The organism is Bacteroidota bacterium (assembly GCA_018698135.1).
Taxonomy (GTDB): domain Bacteria; phylum Bacteroidota; class Bacteroidia; order CAILMK01; family JAAYUY01; genus JABINZ01.
This window is the reverse complement of sequence record JABINZ010000027.1, coordinates 1-24,067: the sequence shown is the minus strand read 5'-3', so window position 1 is coordinate 24,067 and position 24,067 is coordinate 1. Positions and strand designations below refer to the sequence as shown.

Genomic DNA, 24,067 nt, shown 5'->3' with positions numbered 1-24,067 from the left:
TGGTCTATCTCTTTTAAAGATCAAACTAAAGGAAACAGGAAGTTTTGGCGAGTGCGCTGGAACATTTTTGAAACAGCTGGTAATTTACCCCGTTTAGCTTTTGTGTTAGCAGAAGGCAACAGAAATATTAGCGATACAACAGTTTATCAAATAGGAAAAACAACTTTTTTTCAATACCTGAAAAGTGATATTGATGCGAGTATAAATTATTCTATAAATCCATGGTCGTCTTTTGCTGCCCGCTTTCTGGTAGGTGTTGGAGCCCCATTTGGCAATTCAGTTACCTTGCCATTTGAAAAGCGCTACTATATTGGAGGAGCAAATAGTATTCGGGCCTGGCCACTCAGACGACTTGGCCCGGGTTCATATAGCGGAACCAATAATTCAAGTTTTAGTCAGAATGGTGAAATTAAACTGGAAAATAATTACGAATATCGGTTTGATATTGTTTCAGTAATTAAAGGAGCTGTATTTGTTGACATGGGAAATGTTTGGACCTTCAGAGAAGAAGATGCTCAGTCAGGAGGACAGTTTAAGTTTAATACTTTCCTTTCAGAAGTTGCTGTTGGTACCGGTTTTGGAATTCGATTAGACCTGGTATATTTTATTCTCCGACTAGATTTTGGAATTCCAGTCAGAGATCCTGCCATGCCTTTGAATAATCGATGGGTCATTCAGGATACTAAATTCAGTGATATCAACTTTAATTTAGGTATTGGATATTCCTTTTAGAAATTGTAAAATCAGTACTATCTGTATAAATCTATCATAATTTTCATAATTAAAAATTTCTTGCTTTGACATCTTATTTTGAATTTGGCCTGATAGCCTTTACTTCTTTTCTTACTTTAATGAATCCATTTGGAGTCATGCCTGTATTTTTGTCGATGACTTCTGATCTGGATCAAAAAAGCCGAACAAAAACCGCCTTAAAAGCAGTTGTCATAGCTTTTTTTACCCTCATGCTTTTTATGTTTACAGGCGATTTGATATTTAGATTTTTTGGTATTTCAATTAATAGTTTGCGAATAGTTGGTGGAATAATCTTTTTTATGGTGGGGCAGGACATGCTTCAGGCCAGATTAACACGAACAAAAATTAAAAACTCCGAAATAAAACAATACGTTAATGATATTTCTATAACACCTCTGGCAATACCTATGATATGTGGCCCAGGTGCTATTACCAATGCCATTGTTTTAATGGAAGACGCTTATGACTCAACCCGCATGATGATTTTAGTAGGGGCTATTTTGCTTGTTCTGGCAATTATGTTTTTTGTGCTATATGGTGGATCGCGTTTGTCAAAACTTCTTGGTCAAACCGGACTGAATGTTTTAATGCGCATTATGGGTTTAATTGTAATGGTGATTGCTGTTGAGTTCTTCTTTAGTGGATTGAAACCTATTTTGCAGGATATATTTATGAAGTAGCGTTCGTTGCTCGTAACTCGCACCTTGTTAGGCGTCTTTCCCAGATAATTGCGAGCTCCTATTTCTTTACAAGCTCAATCACTTTTCGTTCCCCATGTGACGAAACAATCTCAAGAAAATAGATGCCTTCTTTCAAAGGATCTAATGAAAGGTTTATGCTGTTTTTCCCAGCTTTTACTTTCGTTTGTTGCAGGTATTTTATCTCTTTACCTTGAAGGTCTAATATTCTGAATTCGCAAATTTGTGTTTTATCACTTGTAAATTCAATATGCAGATAATCGACTACTGGGTTTGGATAAGCTTTAATAGTTGAATTGACTTGAGCATCATTTCCAATGGAAGTAAAAGTTGGGCTTTTAAGTTGGCATATAAAGGTGCCATTTACTCGCTCAATTGAGCTTTTCCTTTGTCCGAAGTAGCCACTTCCCCAAACAACACCCTGTTCATCATATTTGATCTGCAATCCTGTGTAGTCTCCCCAGCGCTGAACCTTCCCAGATTGCACGGTAACGGTTGTCTCTCCATTTTTCAAACGTATTAAATCAGAGAATTTTTGATTCTGAATGAACATGGCTGACATACCCGGATATACTGTATCGGAACTGTGATTAACCAAAAGAATCGACTCATCGCTTGTACCATCACCAGTATATTCGATACTCGGATAGCCAAACTCGAGTCCTTGCCATTCTAAAAACTTAAGGCTTAGTGTTTGAGCACCATCCGGATCATTCAATCGACCAATGAAAACGGTAGCATGGTTGTCATTGAAATTCACTGAATTGCCACAAAAATGGATTACGTCATTTTGTAAATAAGCATCCAAAACACGGGCATCGTTTGTTTCCAATGCACGATTAACTGGCTGATCGGCAGAAGGTGAAACACCATAAGGAACATCAGATTGAATCAATTCTACAGTAATATCGGTAGAAGGATGATTCATTTTGCCATTGATGTAAACTAAAAAGAAAGAATCGGTTGATAAGGAGAAATTCCGGTCAGACAGGAAATACATATCATCTCCATTGGGCTCGAGACCGTAATGAACCGGACACAGATTTCGGATTCTTGTTCCTTCAAAATCAATGCCGTGGTATAGTCTTGTTTCCAGCGAATCGCCAGCATAACCTGTGGCTTTATCGATTTGCCAGATAACAGTTTGCTTGAAAGTTGTTTTCCATGTTTCATTTCCTACTTTTTCACGCAAAAGATTGATAGTGAAAAACATTTCATCCTTGGTGAAAGCTATCATCGGGAAATCACTCCAACTAGAGTCGTAAAGAGGATTACCAGGAAGGGTATAAATATTCCAATTGCCCGTAGGATCATTGGTTTCAGAAAATGCAAGGAAAAGCATGGAGGTATTAATGCCAAATCCATTCAGGAAAACCATCACGAATTTATCTTCGTTTGGATCGTATAATACCTTTGGATCAAATTTCCCGTGAGGAAGATTAAAACTGGAAGCAAAAGTTTCCAATGAAATAGGGGCATGAATCTGACTGTCGTTTTCGTAAAAATAAATTACAGAATTGGTTACAGAAACAATTTTTCCTCCATTTGAAATGGCTAAATCGTTGTCATTAGGTACGTGTCCGTTCCAGCTATTGCCATTGTATCCATAAAGAGCAATGGGCGAGGGTGTTTCATTTCGGTAGGAAAAGCCTTTATCTGTTGATTTAATTTTTGCAGGAATCTGGCTTTTGATTTTTTGCAAATAGGATGAATAAGCATTGGATCCGGGTTTAGGCGCTTCAATAAGCTGCACATTAAAAAGGTAATCGCTTTCAATTGATCCCACATCAACCTGAGCACGTACAGGGAACTTCTGAGTTTCGCTAATTTGCTGAGCGAAAAGACTAAATGAAAATACGATTAATAGGATACTAAGTTTAATGGCCTTATTCATTGCTATATTTCTTTTAAGCAAAAATACATAATCACTTTTGAACTGGGCTTTAGTTTTTTTATGTCCAATCAGAGTCTCCTGTAAGGGATTCTGATTCACTACAAACTGTAAACTTGCTATCGGGTTTCTGGAACTGATTTTTATTTAATCGATTGCACCAATAATACATCGACTTGAAATTAAGTTGTGAATGAGGTATATTTGTAAAAAATGTGATTATGCAAACCATTCGTTTAAGAGTAAATGATCAGATTTATAAAAACCTAATGTGGTTTCTTAAAAGGTTTAATAAAGAAGAAATCCAAATAATTGAGGAAAATGAAGATTTTCTATCTATTCAAGATTACTTGAGAAAGGAACTAGAACTCGTTGAAAAAGATACCGCTGAGTTTATTAGTCTTGAAGAGCTAGATAGAGATTTAGAAAGCTCAATTAGGAAATATGAAAATTAGGATTACTAAATCATTTAGAAACAAACTGAATGATCAGGTTGAATATATCGCCAAAGACAAAATATCTGCTGCACGAAAATTCAAATCTGAGGTTTTAAACACAATAAGACAAATCCCATCAATGCCATTTAAAAACCGAAAATCAATATTTTTTGATCGTGATGATATTCGGGATTTAACGTATAAAGGTTATATAATAGTTTATAAATTCAATAAAAAAGAAGATTTGATTGAAGTATTTGGATTTACAAAGTATCAAGAAAAACCTTTCAAAAGATAAGAAATATTGTTGGCAACCTTAGCTGAAAATCATTACTTCCTTAATGATCATCAACCCAGAGATGGCGCAAGCATCCGCTTGTGCCAAAATAACATTGTATTCTCGCTTCTAATTTGTATTATGAAAATGTATTGAAGCTACTGTCTTCAGCAGATAATTGAATATTGGTATACCAGCACAATCGGACGCTTGCGCTATTAAATGTATTTTTGCGAACTTTGGTTTTGTACATAAGCATCTATGAAAGAAGAACAAAATAAATACCTTGAAATTGGCCATAACTTAACAGGAGCAATAGAAAGTCAAATGTTTGGTAAGCCTTGTTTTAAAATAAACAAGAAAGCATTTGTCTGTTTTTTTCAAAACGAAATGGTAGTTAAATTAACTGGAGATATTCATCGTGAAGCATTGAGTTTGGATGGTTCACAATTATTTGATCCTTCAGGGAATAATAGACCCATGAAAGAGTGGGTGCAAGTATCTTTTAATCACCAAAACAAATGGACTCAGTTTGCTGAGGAAGCGATGAAATATGTCGCTGGAGTAAGCTAATGTGAGTTTGTTATCGATTTCTCAAGTTGTCCAATCAGAGTCTCCTGTAAGGGACTCTGATTCACTACAAACTGTAAACTTATTAGGACGATCACTAACATCAGAGTCCTCTCCTAGAGACTCTGATAGGACCCAAATTTGGGACATCAACACAAGTGGACACTTCCGCTTGATTGTCATCAAAATGCAAGTTTAAAATACTTAAATAAGCTTTTCTGCGTTAGTTTAAGAAAATCTTATAAGCATGAGAAAACTTATTCTTGGACTATTATTCTTACTTTTCGGCTCAAGCATTTACGCACAAGTCACTCGCTTCGAAATGTTTTTTGATCTAAAACAGGTCGAACTAAGTTGCGAACAAAAGCAGCAAATAGATAGCCTGGCTTTGTTTATTAAATACGGGGAGCGTTTAATGATTTACCCATTGACTGAAGATCCGATTTCAAACCGCTTAATATTTGCGAGGGAAGCAAAAACACAGGCCGCTAAAGTTGCTGCTTATGCAAAAACCATTGGTTTTGACTTACTTGGAACACCTTCGAACTTCCCAAGTCCTTATACAGGATTAAGTGTTTGCACCAATATGAAATTGAACAAAGCACCCTCTCTTGTTTTGGAGACACCAGCCCAAAAACCTAAAGGATTAGAAGATCATTATCCGCCAAAAGCTTCCCAGTTTTTTGTGATCGATCCCAATAAAGATACCCTTATTGTTGGAGCAGAAGGAACGGAATTATTTTTTAAGGCCGGAAGTTTATTGAGCAAGAAGAAAGTAAAAGTAGAGCTCAAGGAGTTTTATGACATGCAAGATTATATGAAAAATGGTTTGCCTACGGTTTCCAATGGACGTATGATAGAAACCGGAGGTTCTATTTATTTAAATGCTACTGAAAATGACCTAGCCAGTAAGGAAGTGAAAATAAATCAATCCATTGGCGTTGATGTAGGATTTACATTGGGTCAGTCCGATGCGGATATGCAGATTTTTATTAAAGATCCACGATCACCAAACAAGTTAAACTGGATATTGCCACCGAAAACAATTGAAAAAAGGAGTTGGAAAATGGTTGAAACAGTTAAAGATTATCAGGGCAATATCATTTCGCAAAAAACTTTTAATTCAGAAATGGAATGGGAGGCTTACCTTGCTGAACAAGAACGACTAAAAGAAATTGAAGAGAAAGAACGAGCAGAGCAAAGAGAGAAAGACAGACTGATACAAGAAGCACTAATGAAAGAAATGGAAAAGCAAGAAAAAGCCCGTCAAAAAATGGCCAATACTTTAAATGTTTTGGATATGGGCTATATAAATTGCGACAAATTTTATAGAGAACCAATGATTCCTTTTTTTGTATCAGCCGATGTGAGTATAGAAGCTGAATATTACCTGGTATATAAGGATGTTCGCGGTTTAATGAGGGGGAATGTGATTAATAACAAAGTGACTTTCGGTCAGGTTCCTGAAAACCGTCAGGCAAGTTTAATAGCTGTTTCATTTATCGATGATCAGGCTTATTATTATGAAAGTTCAATTTCTGTAAATAGCCGCGTGAAACCTATTGTTAAGCTGAAAGCTGTTGAGGAAAGTTTTATCAACCAGCAATTGGCCATGTTGAAATAAGTAGAACAATTTTTATCTTTCAACACCTATTTATTAATTATATGATTTTCACGAACTTTATTTTTTTTTAATTGTTCGATATGAAATCTAAAAGTAATATTATTAACCCATTTGCTATACTAGTAGCAGCTCTTATTGTGTTGTCATCGTGTAGCAGTACTACATTAATAGAAACAGACCCTGCCGGGGCAATAGTATACATTGATGGAGTCAATAAAGGACAATCTCCTGTAAGAATGACCAATTCGAAAATCATTTCTTCTTGCACTGATATAAGAATTGAAAAGGAAGGATATGAGCGTCTCTATGATGAAATCTGTAGAGAAGAAGAACCTGCTGCTGGTCCAATTGTATGTGGCTATTTTTTTCTTGTCCCTTTGTTATGGGCATTTGATTATAACCCATCTCATTTTTACGAACTTACACCTTTGCCTCTTAAACCTGATTCAGAAGGTATGAAGCCGGAAACGATGGAGGAAAAACTACTGAGATTTAAAGCTCTATTTGAGAAAGGATTAATTACAGAAGAAGAATATAAAAAAGCGAAAGAGAAAATATTGAATGAATAAATTTAAAGAAGCCAGTAAAGTTGCCTATTTCTATTCTAGCTGGAATGAATAGCAGTAATTACAGTTTTTATAGACTTAAAGTAATTTAATGCCAGCAATAAACGATTTCCATACCAGCTAAAAAACTGTCCATTCACCAATATTATTTTTACTCCGGGGCAGCATTTATTAAACTCTTCTATATGTGTTGAGTTGAATGGATAAGGCTCTGATGAAAGCAGAATGAAATCTGCACCGCAATCTTTCAGCTCTTTTGAAGTAATTTGCGGATATCGTTTTTTATGGCTAAAAACATTAACAAAACCCAATTTTTTGATCACATCGTTGATATAGGTTCCACCAGCAGCCACCATGAACGGATTTTCCCAAATCAGGTAGGCAATTTTAATGTCGGTTTTACTATACAACAAATCCATACCTGAATGAATACTGGAACTTGTGTTTTGAGCTAAATCTAATCTATTGCAAACTGCACCAAGGCGTTCAATCATTTTATAAGCATCTTCCAATGATTTTACATCACTTACCCAAACAGGAAATTCTTTTGAAATTTCATCAATTTGTTCTTTCTCGTTTTCTTCTTTGCTGCTTATAATTAAATCAGGCTTCAATTCTCTGATTTTTTGAAGATCCAGGTTTTTTGTTCCCCCTATTTTTGTTTTTTTCTCTAATTTCTCTTTTGGATGAATGCAAAAATCCGTTATTCCAACAATTTTATCAGTCATCCCTAAAAAACACAAAAGTTCAGTTTGGCTTGGAACAGTTGAAATAATTCGTTCCAGTTTGCTTGAAATTGCTACTTTATTACCGATCTGATCTATATGTACTTTATTCATTAAAAATTAATAATTAGCTAATGTGGATAATTTCTTCAATTGTTTAAAAATTCTAAATCCAAAAACAATAATACCTCTAATTTCGTATGTTGAATATACTTTTAAAGGTAATAAAAATAATTAATTTCCAGTTAATACGGTAAATTGTGGCGGAAGGAATTCAAAATAAGAAAGTAGGAGAATCGGATTATTTATTTGAACTTGATAACGGATTGCGTGTTATTTTTAGCCAAACAAAAAAATCTGCTATCGTTCAATGTGGCATAATGGTAGGCGCAGGTAGCCGATGCGAGACCGCTGAAACAAATGGTGCTGCGCATTTTATTGAGCATGGCTTGTTTAAAGGAACTACCAAAAGGAAATCATACCACATCTTAAATCGTATTGAATCTGTTGGTGGTGAGCTGAATGCTTTTACTACACGCGAAAGAACGTGTTTTTATACAGTATCACTTAAAAAGTATTTGGATCGATCCATCGATTTACTAACCGATTTGGTTTTTAATCCGACTTTTCCCAATGCAGAAATTGAGAAAGAAAAATCGGTTATTACAGAAGAAATTGAAATGTATGAGGATAGCCCTGAAGAAAGTATTTTTGATGAGTTCAATCAAAGTTCTTTCCCGGGAAGCTCATTGGGTCATAATATTTTAGGAAGCAAAAATAGTATTCAAGGATTTAACAGAGATTTATTGGTAAAATTCTGGAAACAACATTATACAACCAACAATATTGTGATCAGCATTGTAGGAAGTATGGGGCCCAATCGAATTGCTCAAATTATTGAAAAACATTTTGTTGGTTTACCTTCGACATCAAATGTGAAGAAGGACGCTGAGGATGTTAAATACAGTGTTTTTGAAAAAGAAATTTCCAAAGATTTTAATCAGGTTCATTGCATCATTGGTAATAAAGCTTACTCAATCAATAGTTCAAAAAAATATGCATTAACGATTTTAAATAATGTACTTGATGGCGATTGGATGAGCTCGAGATTAAATATGTCGGTTCGGGAAAAGCATGCTTATGCCTATCATGTTTCGTCAGGTTATAGTGCGTATAAAGATACCGGAACCTATTCAGTGCAATTAGGTACTGATGAAAAATATTTACATAAAAGTGTTGATTTGATCAATAAGGAATTTGCAAAACTCAGAGATGTTAAATTGACTGTGATTCAGTTAAATCGGGCAAAAAGGCAACTGCTGAGTCAAATGGCTATGTATAATGAGAATTATTCATCGCTGATGCAAATTAGAGGGAAAAATTTACTGGATTTTGGTAGGATTATTCCGCATGCAGAAATCATTGAAAACATTCAAAAAGTAAGTGCAGCAGATGTTTTGGAAGTAGCAAATGATGTGCTTGATAAATCAACACTTAGTACATTGGTTTACAGATCAAAAAGAAATAGATAATTTTGTATTAATATTAAATCTGAAAAGATGAATCGAATATTCAGTATTGCAGTTAGTTTAATGCTTCTTTTAGTGGTATTAAATGGATGTAAAACAACGAAGAAAACAGGAGGAATCAAAGTCGAAGAAGTCTCTTATGTTGATCCTTATTTAGGAAAAATGGAAAGTGAGCTATCGGTTTCTGAATTGTATATTAAAAAATACAGGGACTTAGCAATTGCGGAAATGAAAAGAGCTAAAATTCCAGCAAGTGTTACTCTGGCTCAGGGTATTTTGGAATCGGGTAATGGAAACTCCTACCTTGCCAAAAAAGCAAACAATCATTTTGGCATAAAATGCGGCAGTAGTTGGAAAGGCGAAGCCATTTATTTTGATGACGATGAAGCAAATGAATGTTTCAGAAAATATACGAATTCAAATGAATCCTATCTCGATCATTCTAATTTTTTAACCAGCGGACAGCGTTATGCTGGATTATTTGAACTGGATATTTTGGATTATCAAGGCTGGGCACGAGGATTAAAATCGGCAGGATATGCTACACGAAGAAATTATGCAGAATTGCTGATTGATATGATTGATAAGCATAATCTGACTGCTTATGATGTTGCTGTTCCAAAAGACAAATCAAGCAAAGTGGTTTATCAGGCTGATGAACAATTCAAGTATAATGGTATTTCAGCCATTCTGGCCAAAGAAAATGATACCTATAACGAAATTGCCAAAAGAAACAGTATAGCTGTAGGAAAACTACTGGAATACAACGATTTGAAAGAACCAATTCCCTTGAAAACGGGTGCTGTTGTTTACCTCGGACCAAAGAAAACGGTCGCTAAAGAATCCTATCATATAGTCAAGAAAAAAGATAGAATGTATACAATTGCCCAGGAATATGGGATCAAGCTGGATGCATTATATCAGAAGAATTTGATGAAGGCAAATGAAGAAGCCGCAGTTGGAGAAATTTTATATCTCAGGCAAAAGCGAAGCGATCCTGCTGAAAAAAGAGTGATAGAAGAGGATGAAGAGAAAATAGCTTCAAACGAAAAAACTGTAGCAAAAGATCCAGTTAAAGATGAAGAAAAAGTTGTTGTTACTGAAAAACCAGTCAAGGAGGAGCCAGCAAAAGATACAAAAGTTGAAACACCAAAGGAATCTAGTTCAAAAATAGTTTTCGAAGATGATTTTGAGGAGGTTCCAATTACGAATACAGAAACGACTCCGGTTGTTGCCGATACAAAAGTTGATGATAGCCCACAGGAATCGAATACAGTGAATATGCATAAGGTGCAAGCAGGAGAAACTTTGTATTCTATTGCTCAAAAATATGGAGTTAGTGTTGATGAACTGAAACGATTGAATAATATGCAATCGAATGAATTAAGTCTGAATGATAAATTGATTATTTCAAAAACAAATGATGATAATAAAGTTGAATCAGACAAATCGAAAACAATTGCAGAAGACTATGAGAAATTCGATGAGCAAATTGCCTCCGATACTATTTTTCATATTGTGAAAGCTGACGAAAGTTTTTATTCAATTTCACGGAATTATAAAATGACCATTATCGACTTGATTGCATTAAATAATTTGAAAGAATACAAGATCGAAAAAGGTCAGAAACTGATCATAAAATTACCAGAGCAGCCAGTTGCATCTGAACCTGTGAAAGAAAAAAGTACATCAGCCGATGATTTCTTTATCAAGCCAAAAGCCACAACGCCAGATGTTAAGACAGCTGAGCCAAAAACAGATGTTAAAGTGACCGGTGATAAAGCCATTCATATCGTGCAGGCAGGTGAAACCTTATATGCAATATCAAAGAAATATGGTGTTTCAGTTGATAAAATTAAAGAATTAAATAGCATGACATCCAATACTTTAAGCGTTGGACAAAAACTTGTAATCGGTGGAACGGCAGTAACGGTAGAAAAGGTTGAAAAAGTTGAAAAAGTGATCGAAACACCAGCTGTTGAGACCATGCATATTGTTGAAAGTGGCGAAACACTTTATTCAATTTCCAGAAAATTTAATATATCAGTTGATAAACTAAAGAGTATAAATAACTTAAGTTCAAATAATTTAAGCATTGGTCAGAAACTAAAAGTCAAATAATAAAACAGTCAAATGTTTCAAGATAGAGTTGTTATTATTACCGGTGCTTCATCAGGAATCGGAAAGGCAACTGCAATTGAATTTGCCAGAAATGGAGCAAAAGTTGTTATTGCAGCACGCAATATTGAAAAGTTAAAACTAGTTGAAAGCGAAATAAAAAGTTTTCAGCCAGAGGTATTCGCTATTCAAGCTGATGTGGATGTGGAGGCAGATTGTGAAAAAATAGTGAAAGAATGCATTAACAAATTTGGCAAATTGAATGTTTTAATTAACAATGCTGGTATTTCAATGCGTGCATTATTTAGTGAGTTGGATTTGCAGGTAATTGAAAAGGTAATGCAGACTAATTTTTGGGGAACAGTGTATTGTACGAAACATGCTTTGCCCTATCTGTTGGAAACAAAAGGATCGGTTGTAGGTGTATTGTCAACAGCTGCTTTTAGAGGATTGCCCGGTCGAACAGGATATTCTGCTGCTAAATTTGCAGTAAACGGATTTCTAGAATGTGTTAGAACTGAAAATGTATATAAAGGATTGCATGTATTGATTGCAGCGCCTGGTTTTACCACATCAAATATAAGAGTGACTGCTTTGATGAAGGATGGAAGTGAACAAGGAAAATCACCTCGACAAGAGGGTAAAATGATTAGTGCTGAAAGAGTGGCAAAGCGGATATTTCGCTCAGTTAAGAAAAGAAAATCGCATTTGGTGATGTCGTATTATGGCAAACTGATTTATGTGTTCAATAAGTTTTGCCCTGTTTGGCTTGACAAAGCTGTTTACCGACACTTCGCCAAAGAGGAAGGTTCCCCTTTTAAATAGATATTAATGGATATTTACCAGATATTAAGAACTGAAAGCAGCAAAGCTTTCAAAGAATTATTTGATTACCAAATTGAGCTCGATCAAATTCAGATCGAATTAACGACTGTCGATCACATTGGTGATTTAACCATAGTTGTATTTCCTTTGCTCCGACACAGTAGGAAATCTCCAGTTGAAACTGCAACCTTATTGGGCGAAAAGTTAAAACAAGCCTCTGAATATATAGCTGATTTTGAAGTTGTAAAAGGGTTTTTAAATTTGCTGATAGCCGATGAGTATTGGATGAATTACTTGTTTTCTTTGCTGAGCAATAAAGAAATAGTTGTACAACCCAATGAAAAACCACTCAGCTATTTAATTGAATATTCCTCACCGAATACGAATAAGCCACTTCATTTAGGGCACATCCGAAACAATTTGATTGGGCATTCAGTTTCTGAAATTCTCAAAGCTAGAGGACATCAGGTAACAAAAGCAAATCTGATAAATGATAGAGGAATACATATTTGTAAATCTATGGTTGCCTGGCTGAAGGAAGGTGATGGAATTACTCCTGAGATTGCTTCAATTAAAGGTGATCATTTTGTCGGAAATTTTTATGTATTGTTTGATAAACGCTACAAAGAAGAAATTGCTCAGCTGATCGAAAATGGTTCAAGCAAAGAGGAGGCAGAGAAAGAGGCTCCTATCATTCAGGAAGCTCAGCAAATGCTAAAAAAATGGGAGAGTAATGATACAGATTCAAGGCGAGTTTGGGCAGAAATGAATGCCTGGGTATATGCCGGTTTTGATACTACCTATAATCGAATGGGTATCAGCTTTGATAAAGTGTATTACGAATCGAATACTTATCTATTAGGGAAGACAATAGTTGAAGAAGGATTGCAAAAAGGCTTGTTTTTCAGAAAAGAAGATGGTTCTGTATGGGTCGATTTAACGGAGGATGGTTTGGACGAAAAGCTGTTGCTTCGTCCTGATGGAACATCTGTTTACATGACTCAGGATTTAGGTACTGCCCAACTAAAACACGATGATTTTAGTCCTGATAAATCGGTATATATTGTTGGTAACGAGCAGGAATATCATTTTAATGTTCTCAAGCTAATTCTCAAGAAATTAGGGAAATCTTTTGCCGAATCTGTCCTTCATTTGTCCTATGGTATGGTTGATTTACCGGAAGGTAGAATGAAGTCGCGTGAAGGAACTGTGGTTGATGCCGATGATTTAATGGACGAAATGCAACAAACGGCTCTCGATTATATTTTGGAATCGGGTAAAACAGCTGATATGGATGAAGCTGAAAGAAGATCTTTGAGTGAAATTGTGGGCCTAGGCGCCCTGAAGTTTTTTATCCTGAAAACGGATATCAAAAAACGAATGGTTTTTAACCCCCAGGAATCCATCGATTTTCAAGGACATACAGGCCCTTTTGTTCAATATACCTATGCCCGGATTAAATCGATAATTAATAAAAGCAATACAGCAAATATTGAGAAACTTACGTATCCTGTTGATTTTAGCCTTGAAACTATTGAAAAGGACTTGCTGAAAAAAGTATATTATTACAACAATGCCATTGCTGATGCTGAAAAGGACATGGATCCATCACAATTGGCTAATTATGTTTATCAGCTGGCAAAACTCTATAATAAATTTTACCACGATTTTCCAATTTTAAAAGAAGAATCTATTAATAAAAAGTATTTCAGACTGCAATTATCATGGGTAGTTTCTCAATTAATAGACTATTTTATGAAATTGCTTGGGATTCATGTTCCAGAACGTATGTAAGGCATTCTTACAGCTAATTTATTCTTTGCCGAATACATTATTTTTGTATTTTAGTGCGTGATTTAATATAAGGTAAAACTCACTTAAGATGAAATCTATCAAAACCCTATTTGTACTATTTATTTCAATTTTATTCATGTCCAATCTATTTGCTCAAAGTTATGGACCGGAAAAACTTAAAACCATTGATGAAAAACTTCTGAAAAATAAGACTTTGTTAATTCCTTTTGTTGAAAAAATTCCCTCAAAGTGTAAAGACATGACAAGCTGGAGAGCTTTTAATACCGACACAAAAATGGAAAACGAGTGGAAAAGAAGAATTGATGAAGCTATTAGTAAAAGTAGTTTTGATTTTTTTGAATATGAAGTGAAAGCTTTTAATAAGGATAAAATTAAAAAGGAAAAAGATCGTAAATCCGTTGTATTGTTTTTTGATAAAGACTTTTATGATAATTTATATGTTTACATCGGAATAGCAGATTTAAAGTGGCAGATTATTGCTACAGCTCCCGTTAATGGATTGATGTTATCAGAAGTTCCCGATTTAACATTGATGTTTAATATGCTTCAATTTTCCTTGGTTCATACGAGTTCAGCCTATAGCGATGCCTTCAAACCACTTTATAGAGGGCATGAATTCAAATATAAACTAGCAATTGATGCATTTACTGATGATATACGATCTAAATCATTCCTTGTTACCAAGCTGGATAAAAAAGCGAAAGGCTATGCGAAAAAGAATGAAAAAATGAATGAGTATCTCAAACTGGATTGGCGATTTACCTCATTTGATTTTCTGTATGAGAAAGAACTTCAGGCAAAAATAAACTCCGGTTTTGATGGGATTTATATGAAGTCGTTTACCATTCACACCGCAAATCCTAAATCAGATTATCAGTATATTGTTTTCCTGACTTCCCCAAATAATAATGTTTTGTATTGGTTTTTATCCATGAATGATATTAAGCCAGCCAATCTAAAGTATATTCAGCCTAAAATAGATGACTGGGTTTTGTATTTCATGGATCAAAAGAAAAAACGCAAGTATGAGGATATGAAAGCAAAGGATAAAGCCAAGGCAGCTCCTCCACCTACCTCAAAATCTTCAAAGTCAAAAACGTCCACATCGAAAACAAAAACCACTGATACAAAAAGTAAATCTGGAACAAAGCCTTCACAGGCAAAAAAGAAATAAATGAATACATTATTCAAACGAAAAGCTCTTGATTTCAAGAGCTTTTTATGTTTTAGGCAAATTATTGGCATCTTTTTCATGCTTATTTTATTATCTGTGTCATCAAAAGTTTATAGTCAGGTTGTTGAGGCTGAAGAAGAAATTCCTATAGAAGAGCAGGTTTTTTTGATGGTTGAGGTACCCCCTTCATTTCCTGGTGGCGATAAAGCAAGAAACGAATTTCTTCGTAAGAATTTAGTCTATCCGGATAAAGAAAGGGATAATGGTATTCAGGGTTTAGTTGTCGTTAACTTTATTGTAGAAAAAGATGGAAGCTTATCGAATCTAAAAGTTTTAAAAGGTGTTACTCCAGCAATGAACGATGAGGCAGTGCGCGTTATTAAAGCCATGCCTAAGTGGACACCTGGATTACAAAGAGGTAAACCTATGCGTGTTTCTATCAATTTGCCTTTAAGATTTACCCTGGCTGATGAAAAAGTGAAGGATAGCAAAAAGCAAAAAGAGAAAAAGAAGTGAAACCCACAAGCCTACTCATAGTATTCGCTTTTTTAATTTGTTCCTCGGCATTCTCACAAGTAAATAAAGGTAAAGTAGAAGAAACGAACAAAGATGCTGTATTTATTGTTGCAGAAACGCCACCTCAGTTTCCTGGAGGTGATAAAGCGCGAACTAAGTTCATCAGAAAAAACCTGAATTATCCACCCTTGGAAATGTGGAAGCAAGACTTGGGATATGTAGTAGTCATCTTTTTTGTTGATCAGGATGGAAGCCTTTCCAAGTTTAGTGTTTTAAAAAGTTTGGATGATTCATTCGATGAAGAAGCTTTGCGTATCTGCAAATTGATGCCTAAATGGATTCCTGCTAGCAATAAGGAAGGAAATGTTGGCAGTTATGTTAATCTTCCTATTCGTTTTGATCGAGAACAATACAAAGGAAAATCAAAAAGAAATAAGTCCTTAAGATGAAAAGAATAATTTACATTCTGATGCTGACATTTTTATGCATGTCTGCTAAATCTCAAGTAGTTGAAGAACAAGAAGTCAAAATTGAAAAAGACAGTGTTTTTTATATGGTTGAGAAAATTCCTGAATATCCAGGAGGTGACAAAGCTCGAAATGAATTTTTAAGCCAGAATATAGTCTATCCCAAATATGAGCGCAACAATAATATTCAAGGAATGGTTGTAGTGGGCTTTACCATTGAAAAGGATGGATCACTATCCGGTTTTCGTATTCTGAAAGGCGTGACACCTGCCATTGATGCTGAAGCATTAAGAGTTTGCAAGATGATGCCTAATTGGACACCCGGTGAACAAAGAGGGAAAACAGTTCGCGTGTCAATTAACTTGCCTATTCGCTTTGCTTTGTCTGGTGGTGAGAAATCGAAAAAGAAAGAACGAAAAGCATACAATAAGAATCGCTAATCCACTAATTAAGTACACGATAAATAATTCTTTTCATTATTTGAAGTGCTCGCTTGATAAATATTTACATTTGCATTCCTTTTGCATACTAACCCAAACGAATAATGAAACCTGTGTATATCAAACTTATAATCTCCCTTTTAATAGCCCTTTATTCAATTCCTGTAAGTGCTCAGTTCAAAATGGAAACTATAGACAAAACAAAAAGCTATAGTTATTACGAAAATTCAAACACTTCTAAAATAAAGGTAACAGAATTAGTTAAGCAAACTAATATTTCAGATGGTGAGCAGTGGATGACTTCCGTATCAACACTACCTTATAAAATTGAGCATGAGGTTCCTAATCCGGAATTGCTAAAAGAAATTAAGAAGCAGCAAAACCAATACAAAATTGATCATATCAATAGCTCTAGGGAAAACTTTTCAGATACATATCGTGCTGCTAAGCCTAGCATTTTTAGAAATTTTGAATCAAATTTGCCATTGCAAGGAACTCCTCCTGATAATTCCATGGCCATTTCAAATAATGGAATCATTGTTAGTGCAATCAATTCCAATATTGTTTATTTTGATACTGATGGTAAAAGACTTTTTAGTAAAACATTTTACGATTTTTATAATGATGCAGATTTAAACGGGAAGCTGTATGATCCCAAAATTATTTATGATAGTGGAGCCGATCGATTTATATTTGTGGCCTTACATGGAAATCATACATCCAATAATAAAATTCTTGTTTCCTTTAGCATAACAAATAATCCGTTGGATGGATGGAATATCTATTATCTACCGATTCTTGAAATAAGTTCCATTTATACATCCAAATGGTTGGACTATCCCAATGTAGGCGTATCCAATACAGAGGTATTTATAACTGGTAATGTTTTCCTTAATAATGAAGGCGGTTTTTCAGAATCCATAATTATCCAGATGGATAAACAGGCCGGATATGCGGGTAATTCACTCACTTGGAAAACATGGAAAGATATTAAAGATGGAAATGGAAATAAGCCGTTTACTTTATGCCCGATAAGTTGGGGGCATCAGGGAAATTATGGTCCAGGACTATATTTCGTTTCCAATTCAAGTCATGGGCAATCAGCTGATATATTCTTGTATAGCCTGACCAACAACATGAATAGCAATCCAAGTTTACTATCGTATACGATCAAATCCAGTTTGTATAAATTAGCAGGAGATGCGGTTCAAAAAAATGAAATTCCCACCATTAGTCCTGGTTTAATGGACATTGGTGATTGCAGGATTCAAGGCGGTTTTTACCAAATTAGTCGTGGAGTAGGCATTGTTCATTTTGTTTTTCATAGTGAATATAATCTGGCCTACAATGGTATTAATTACAACAGACTTGACCTTTCCAAAATGCAAAATACCTCTAAATTATATGGAGGTTCAAATATGGATTTTGCCTATCCTTCAGTAGCCTCTTCATCACCCAATGCTTCGCATGACAGAGATGTAATGATAGGTTTTTTAGCTTCATCTGATGATTATTATCCTGAAATTCGGGCAGTTTATTGCGATGATGAAATGGAATTTTCTAGTCCTATAACCATTAAAAAAGGAGCAACCTTTGTTAATATATTGGAAGGAACCGAAAGATGGGGAGATTATTCAGGCATTAGTAGAAAGCACAATACCAGCGCGCCTCGAATTTGGCTAAGCGGTTGTTTTGGCTCAAATATTCGAGATATGGGAACATTTCCACCAATAATTGAGAATAATGTATACCGTACCTGGATTGCAGAAGTTGCTGATAATGCCCTAACAGATATGGAAGAAAGTGAAGAGCTTGAAGTGAATGTGAGTGTTTTCCCAAATCCTGTTCACGAAATGATGACGCTGGAGTTTTCTTTGCAGGAACGAGCATTTATTTCCATTAAAATCATTGACATGCAGGGCAAGGTGGTTAGAGAACTGTATAATGATTTAACTAAGAAAGGAAAAACAATACTTCGCTTTAACAAATTGGCTTTACAAAGTGGTAATTATTTAATTCAAATTATTGATGGTGAAAAAATTCTCAAAACTGAAAAGATTATTGTTAATTAGTTCCTTGGTTTTGCTCGCATTTTCATGCAAAACAAATAAAAATCAATCAGGAAATTTGCCTGAGGTAGAGTTTATTGAAGAACTTGAATTGGAAATAATTCAGGCTGATACATTTTCAGGGAAAGTCCCTGATAAACTGGAAATGGAAATATCAACGGATGGAAATGATTTTTTTGAAGTAAAACATCAGTCAGCCGATCAATCGAAAGTCGATTCGATAAAAAATCAGCAAAATAAACTCAAAAACAAGAGAAAATAAAATTCAGAATAATATAATATCTTTGAGAAAGATTAAGATTTAAAGTAAAATTATGGAAGAAGTAAAAAAGTATATTGAGGAGAACAAACAACGATTTTTAGATGAATTATTTGGATTAATTCGGATTCCATCAATCAGTTCAATTTCCGATCACAAACCTGATATGATTAAGGCTGCGGAATATTGGAAAAAGAGCATACTAGAAGCAGGTGCTGACAAAGCAGTAGTTATGCCAACCGCAGGAAACCCAGTTGTTTATGGAGAGAAAATAATCGATCCAGCATTACCAACAGTTTTGGTTTATGGACATTATGATGTAATGCCCGTTGATCCTTTGGATTTATGGAATACAGATCCGTTTGAGCCAGTCATAAAAGATGATATCATTTGGGCACGTGGAGCTGATGATGATAAAGGTCAGGCCTTCATGCATGCAAAAGCATTTGAAGCTTTGGTTAAAACTAACAATCTTCCCTGCAATGTGAAGTTCATGATTGAAGGAGAAGAAGAAGTAGGATCAGTGAATTTGGGCAAATTCTGTGATGACAACAAAGAAATGTTGAAAGCAGATGTTATACTGGTATCCGATACGGGTATGTTAGCACCCGATATGCCTTCTATTACTACAGGCCTAAGAGGTTTATCTTATTGGGAAGTTGAAGTTACAGGACCAAATCGTGATCTTCATTCTGGTTTATTTGGTGGTGCAGTTGCCAATCCAATAAATGTATTAGCTAAAATGATTGCTGATACCATGGATGATAAGGGCCGAATTACAATTCCAGGTTTTTATGACGATGTAATTGAAGTAACAGCAGACGAAAGAGCTTTGATGGCTAAAGCTCCTTTTGATGTGGAAGAATATAAGAAAGCCATTGACGTAGAAGAACTTCAGGGAGAGGAAGGTTTCTCAACAATGGAAAGAACCGGTATTCGTCCAACATTCGATATTTGTGGTATTTGGGGTGGCTATACTGGCGAAGGAGCCAAAACTGTTTTACCTTCAAAAGCCTATGCTAAAATTTCAACTCGCTTAGTTCCAAATCAGGATAATCACAAAATTTCTGATATGTTCAAAGCCTATTTCGAAGGTATTGCTCCTAAGTCGGTTAAAGTTAAAGTTACACCATTGCATGGTGGACAAGGCTATGTTTGTCCGATAGATATTCCTGCCTATAAAGCAGCCGAAAAAGCTTATATGGATGTTTACAAGGTGCAACCTGTTCCTGTTAGAAGTGGAGGAAGTATTCCTATCATTTCAACATTTGAAGATAAATTGGGACTTAAATCTGTATTAATGGGATTTGGTCTTGAAGCAGATGCAATCCATTCACCTAATGAAAATTTTCCATTGGAGCAGTTTTATAACGGAATTGAAACACTTACACATTTCTACAAGCATTATGTAGAGATCATGAAATAAAAAGCAGGCATAAGCGTTATATAAAAGGTTAGCGCTTCTTTAATTAGATTGAGCCGGAGAGGATTTTCTTCTTCGGCTTTTTTTTGTGATAGAAACGATTGAGTTGTAGTTTTGTGCTAGTATTAATTAAGCCTTGAACGAAATGAGTTTTAAATCTATATTAGCTGCTGTTTTTTTTCTATTGCTGTCTACCGTTCTATTTAGCCAGAATTTGACTTTTGATTCTCCTCAAATATTTGATGCAGGCTACAATTCCAATATGTTGATTTCTGCTGATTTTAATAATGATGGACTAATTGATATTGCAACTGCAAATTATGGTGGAGACAACATAAGTATTTTATTGGGTGTAACAAGGGATAGCTTTGCTTCAGAAGTCTTGTATTCCGCAGGAAATGGCACTTTTGATATTGCTACAGCTGATTTCAACAGGGATTCTGTGCTAGATCTGGTAGTTTCAAATATTCTTGATGACAATATTTCTGTTTTAATGGGTATAGGTGATGGAACTTTTAGTTCCAAAGTAAATTATGCTGCTTTTAATAATCCCAAAGGTATTGTTGTTGGTAAATTCAATGCTGATTCCATTATCGATATTGCAGTTGCAAACGAGCAATATTCAGGTAGAGTATCCGTATTTATTGGCAAAGCAGATGGGACCTTCTACTCAAAAGTTGATTACATGACAGGTGATAAACCTAATGATTTATTGGTGGATTATATAGATCAGGATTCAATATTGGATTTAATTACTGTTGATCGTAATGATGATAAAATAAGTGTTTTGAGAGGAAATGGGAATGGAACATTTAAATCTGCCGTTACTTTTGATGTAGGTCATTTTCCAGAGTATGCCACACTTGGTTATTTTAATTCCGATTCTTTGATTGACATTGCTGTTTGTAATTCATGGAATTACGATAGTGTTTCGATTTTGTTGGGAGACACAGGTACAATGTTTAAACCCATGCAGAATTATTATTGTGGTTACAGACCTTTTGCAGTTACTGCTGCTGATTTCAATCTGGATTCAAAAATTGATTTAGCTGTTACAATAGTAAATTATGATAGTGTAAACATTTTGTATGGAAATGGAGATGGATCATTTCAAATGCCTATTGGAATAGTATCTGGTGACGGACCACATGGAATTATTTCACTGGATATTGAAGGTGATTCAGATATTGATCTGCTTAATGTAAACTATTATGGAGGCGGTAGTACAAATTTATATTTGAATACACTATGTCCAGCCGTGGTATTTGCAAAAAATAAAACCAGCATAATTGGAGGAAATGATGGATCTGCAACTGCCTTGGTAACAGGTGGATTAAGACCTTATACGTATTTGTGGGATGATTCAAATGCGCAAACAGATTCTGTTGCAAACAATCTTTCAGCAGGAACATACACACTTGTGGTAAACGATTCTTTAGGTTGTGTGGTTACAACTACTGTTATTATCAGTGATCCTACCTGCAGTTTAAGTCTGGAAACTTCAAGGAGTTTTGTCAGTGCTATTGGTGGAAATGATGGGCAAATTATAGTGTCACCCATTAATGGAACCTATCCTTATTCCTATTCATGGAATCATGCATCAGCTTTGAACGATTCAATAGCATCATCATTAGTCAAAGGAAGTTATCAGGTAATTGTTACAGATTCAGTAGGATGCAAGGATACCGCAGAAGTAAATATTCTTGAAATCCCATGCCTCGATGATAACAGAACCTATACAAAACTAGGAGCTAACGATATTGAAGTTTGTTTCATTAATAGTGATTCAATTCCTGATTTAGTTACGCTTTTAAGTGTGGCATATTCAACCGATAAGGTTCATATTAGTTTTGGAAATGGCGATGGTACTTTCACTTATCACTCCAGTTTTACGGTAGGTACTGGAGGCGATCAGCCAGTGAATTTGGAAGTAAATGATTTCAATGGAGATAATATTAATGATATCATCGTTGCTGTGCCTGATGGGGTAAACGGATTCTCAGTGTATTTAGGAAATGGTGACAGTACTTTTCAAACGAAAACAGATTATTACACTGGTTCCAGACCTTGGGACATGGTTAGTCATGATTTTGACTATGATGGCGATGTTGATTTGATGATCTGTCGGGATCAGGGAGGTGATGTCCGGTTGATGAAGAATAATGGAAGTGGTGTTTTTTCTTATTACAGTAGAGTAAACCTAGGAAGTTCGACATACCCAAAGCATATTAAAGCTGGCTATTTGAATAACGATACGCTTATTGATATAGTTGTTACAACGAATACAGGTATTGCTGTTGCACTTGGTCATGCAACATATACTTTTCTTTCACCTACTAAATACACTGCTGGATTAGGAATAAAGGAGGTCACTTTAGGTGATTTTAATAACGATTCCATCATTGATATTGCAGCATCAGGATCATCCTATGATGAAGTTTATGTGTTTATTGGCAAAGGAGATGGAACATTTAATTCAAAAGTTGAATATCCAAGTGGTGATTATCCCTGTGGAATTGAAGCTTATGATATGAATGGAGATGGTAATATTGATCTGGCTGTTTCCAATGCTTCTGATAGTACACTTTTTATCATGCTTGGCGATGGGAGTGGAGCTTTCGATTCAACAATGATGTATCATATTGGTGCTAAGCCTTTTACTTCAGTTGTTTCTGACATAGATGCCGATGGCGACAAGGATTTACTTATAACACTTTCAGGTGCTGATAGTGTCGCTATTATTCAGAATTGTTTTATTGATAAATGCATGTTTATTTCAGTTGATAGTATTCAGAAGGCAAACAGAAATACCTATGATGGATTAGTAAGTGTAACTGTAAATGGAGCTAATCCGCCATTTACTTATCAATGGAATGATAGTTTACAGCAAACAACATCGATTGCAGATAGTTTAATAGCAGGAACCTATAAACTAATAGTTACAGATTCGCTGGCATGTTCAGACTCCATTTTTGTTGTTGTTGAAGAAATTCCTTGTGATATTGATACTCATTTTGTCAGCATCACCATTTGTGAAGATGACAGTGTTTATTTTGCAGGTGCTTTCCGTACTCAATCTGGGTTCTATTATGACTCGCTAATTAATATCCTCGGCTGTGATAGTGTACGTATTCTTGATTTAACAATTATCGATAAAACATACAGTTCACTTTCAATCAGCCAATGCTATAGTTATACAATTTCTGGCTCAGCCAAAACTTATAACAGTAGTGGCGTATATACTGATACTATCCAAAATGTATTGGGTTGTGACAGCATTATAACATTATATCTGACCATTCATAATAGTACAAGTAGTGTTGTTTACCAAACGTCATGTACTAACTACAGCGTGCCAAGTGGTGATGAGACATATACAAGTAGCGGAATTTATGCTGATACAATTCCAAATTATAATGGTTGTGACAGTTTGCTAACCATCAATTTGACTGTGAACTATCAATCATCATCTACTATTTCAGAAACTGTTTGCAACAGCTACATAGTTCCTAGTGGAGACGAAACCTATACAAGTAGTGGTGTTTATGCTGACACCATTCCAAATTATGCTGGTTGTGACAGTTTACTAACTATTAATTTGATCGTAAACCATCAGTCATCAGCTTCCATTTCAGAAACTGTTTGCAACAGCTATATTGTTCCTAGTGGAGAAGAAACATATACAATCAGCGGTGTTTATGCTGACACAATTCCAAATTATGCTGGTTGTGACAGTTTGCTAACGATATATTTGACAGTAAACTATCAATCATCATCCACTATTTCAGAAACAGTTTGCAACAGCTACATAGTTCCTAGTGGAGAAGAAACATATACAATCAGCGGTGTTTATGCTGACACAATTCCAAATTATGCTGGTTGTGATAGTTT

At 35.2% G+C, this 24,067-nt stretch carries 21 protein-coding genes; 19 read left to right on the top strand and 2 right to left on the bottom strand.

Annotated elements, in window-relative coordinates; genetic code table 11:
• Both HOG71_01910 and HOG71_01905 read left to right on the top strand, forming a co-directional pair.
• Nucleotides 1–732, top strand: a 732-nt coding sequence (locus HOG71_01910; protein MBT5989582.1) for a BamA/TamA family outer membrane protein, incomplete at its 5' end; no start/stop codon positions are given.
• A 119-nt stretch (nucleotides 733–851) separates the two neighbouring features.
• Complete coding sequence (locus HOG71_01905) at nucleotides 852–1,433, top strand: NAAT family transporter (GenBank protein ID MBT5989581.1); 582 nt, start codon at nucleotides 852–854, stop codon at nucleotides 1,431–1,433.
• A 58-nt stretch (nucleotides 1,434–1,491) separates the two neighbouring features.
• Here HOG71_01905 and HOG71_01900 read toward each other — a convergent pair whose 3' ends face one another.
• On the bottom strand, nucleotides 1,492–3,345 hold the full coding sequence (locus HOG71_01900; protein ID MBT5989580.1) for a T9SS type A sorting domain-containing protein: 1,854 nt from the start codon (nucleotides 3,343–3,345) through the stop codon (nucleotides 1,492–1,494).
• A 218-nt stretch (nucleotides 3,346–3,563) separates the two neighbouring features.
• Here HOG71_01900 and HOG71_01895 point away from each other — a divergent pair, with 218 nt between their 5' ends.
• The 5 genes from HOG71_01895 to HOG71_01875 all read left to right on the top strand — a co-directional run bounded on the left by HOG71_01895 (nucleotide 3,564) and on the right by HOG71_01875 (nucleotide 6,819).
• Nucleotides 3,564–3,797, top strand: coding sequence for a tRNA pseudouridine synthase A (locus HOG71_01895; GenBank protein MBT5989579.1), 234 nt, complete (start codon nucleotides 3,564–3,566; stop codon nucleotides 3,795–3,797).
• A complete protein-coding gene (locus tag HOG71_01890; protein ID MBT5989578.1) occupies nucleotides 3,787–4,077 on the top strand; it encodes a type II toxin-antitoxin system RelE/ParE family toxin in 291 nt (96 codons plus the stop codon). The genes HOG71_01895 and HOG71_01890 overlap by 11 nt, the downstream gene beginning before the upstream one ends.
• Nucleotides 4,078–4,317: 240 nt before the next feature.
• Complete coding sequence (locus HOG71_01885; protein ID MBT5989577.1) at nucleotides 4,318–4,629, top strand: hypothetical protein; 312 nt, start codon at nucleotides 4,318–4,320, stop codon at nucleotides 4,627–4,629.
• A 244-nt stretch (nucleotides 4,630–4,873) separates the two neighbouring features.
• A complete protein-coding gene (locus HOG71_01880; GenBank protein ID MBT5989576.1) occupies nucleotides 4,874–6,250 on the top strand; it encodes a hypothetical protein in 1,377 nt (458 codons plus the stop codon).
• 80 nt (nucleotides 6,251–6,330) lie between these two features.
• Nucleotides 6,331–6,819, top strand: coding sequence for a PEGA domain-containing protein (locus HOG71_01875; GenBank protein ID MBT5989575.1), 489 nt, complete (start codon nucleotides 6,331–6,333; stop codon nucleotides 6,817–6,819).
• A 35-nt stretch (nucleotides 6,820–6,854) separates the two neighbouring features.
• Here HOG71_01875 and HOG71_01870 read toward each other — a convergent pair whose 3' ends face one another.
• Nucleotides 6,855–7,655, bottom strand: coding sequence for an ABC transporter substrate-binding protein (locus HOG71_01870; GenBank protein ID MBT5989574.1), 801 nt, complete (start codon nucleotides 7,653–7,655; stop codon nucleotides 6,855–6,857).
• Between the two features lie 146 nt (nucleotides 7,656–7,801).
• On the opposite strand from HOG71_01870, the gene HOG71_01865 reads away from it, so the two are divergent.
• The 12 genes from HOG71_01865 to HOG71_01810 form a co-directional block, all read left to right on the top strand.
• Nucleotides 7,802–9,073 carry an insulinase family protein gene (locus HOG71_01865; GenBank protein MBT5989573.1) on the top strand — a complete coding sequence of 424 codons (1,272 nt, stop codon included), beginning with the start codon at nucleotides 7,802–7,804 and terminating at the stop codon, nucleotides 9,071–9,073.
• Nucleotides 9,074–9,100: 27 nt separating this feature from the next.
• Entirely contained in the window at nucleotides 9,101–11,191 is a 2,091-nt protein-coding gene (locus tag HOG71_01860) for a LysM peptidoglycan-binding domain-containing protein (protein ID MBT5989572.1), read from the top strand.
• A gap of 12 nt (nucleotides 11,192–11,203) precedes the next feature.
• Nucleotides 11,204–12,013, top strand: coding sequence for an SDR family oxidoreductase (locus tag HOG71_01855; GenBank protein MBT5989571.1), 810 nt, complete (start codon nucleotides 11,204–11,206; stop codon nucleotides 12,011–12,013).
• A 6-nt stretch (nucleotides 12,014–12,019) separates the two neighbouring features.
• A complete protein-coding gene (locus tag HOG71_01850; protein MBT5989570.1) occupies nucleotides 12,020–13,807 on the top strand; it encodes an arginine--tRNA ligase in 1,788 nt (595 codons plus the stop codon).
• 88 nt (nucleotides 13,808–13,895) lie between these two features.
• Nucleotides 13,896–15,002, top strand: coding sequence for a hypothetical protein (locus HOG71_01845; protein MBT5989569.1), 1,107 nt, complete (start codon nucleotides 13,896–13,898; stop codon nucleotides 15,000–15,002).
• The gene (locus HOG71_01840; GenBank protein MBT5989568.1) at nucleotides 15,003–15,518 is read left to right on the top strand and encodes an energy transducer TonB; all 516 of its coding nucleotides are present in this window, start codon (nucleotides 15,003–15,005) and stop codon (nucleotides 15,516–15,518) included.
• On the top strand, nucleotides 15,515–15,967 hold the full coding sequence (locus HOG71_01835; protein ID MBT5989567.1) for a TonB family protein: 453 nt from the start codon (nucleotides 15,515–15,517) through the stop codon (nucleotides 15,965–15,967). Before HOG71_01840 ends, HOG71_01835 begins: the two co-directional genes overlap by 4 nt.
• Nucleotides 15,964–16,425, top strand: coding sequence for an energy transducer TonB (locus tag HOG71_01830; GenBank protein ID MBT5989566.1), 462 nt, complete (start codon nucleotides 15,964–15,966; stop codon nucleotides 16,423–16,425). The genes HOG71_01835 and HOG71_01830 overlap by 4 nt, the downstream gene beginning before the upstream one ends.
• A gap of 182 nt (nucleotides 16,426–16,607) precedes the next feature.
• Nucleotides 16,608–18,497 (top strand): T9SS type A sorting domain-containing protein, encoded by a 1,890-nt coding sequence (locus tag HOG71_01825; GenBank protein MBT5989565.1) that lies wholly within the window; start codon nucleotides 16,608–16,610, stop codon nucleotides 18,495–18,497.
• Nucleotides 18,457–18,756 carry a hypothetical protein gene (locus HOG71_01820; protein MBT5989564.1) on the top strand — a complete coding sequence of 100 codons (300 nt, stop codon included), beginning with the start codon at nucleotides 18,457–18,459 and terminating at the stop codon, nucleotides 18,754–18,756. The genes HOG71_01825 and HOG71_01820 overlap by 41 nt, the downstream gene beginning before the upstream one ends.
• Nucleotides 18,757–18,808: 52 nt before the next feature.
• The gene (locus HOG71_01815; protein MBT5989563.1) at nucleotides 18,809–20,179 is read left to right on the top strand and encodes a dipeptidase; all 1,371 of its coding nucleotides are present in this window, start codon (nucleotides 18,809–18,811) and stop codon (nucleotides 20,177–20,179) included.
• Nucleotides 20,180–20,321: 142 nt separating this feature from the next.
• The coding region (locus HOG71_01810) for a hypothetical protein (GenBank protein ID MBT5989562.1) at nucleotides 20,322–24,067 on the top strand (3,746 nt) is incomplete at its 3' end.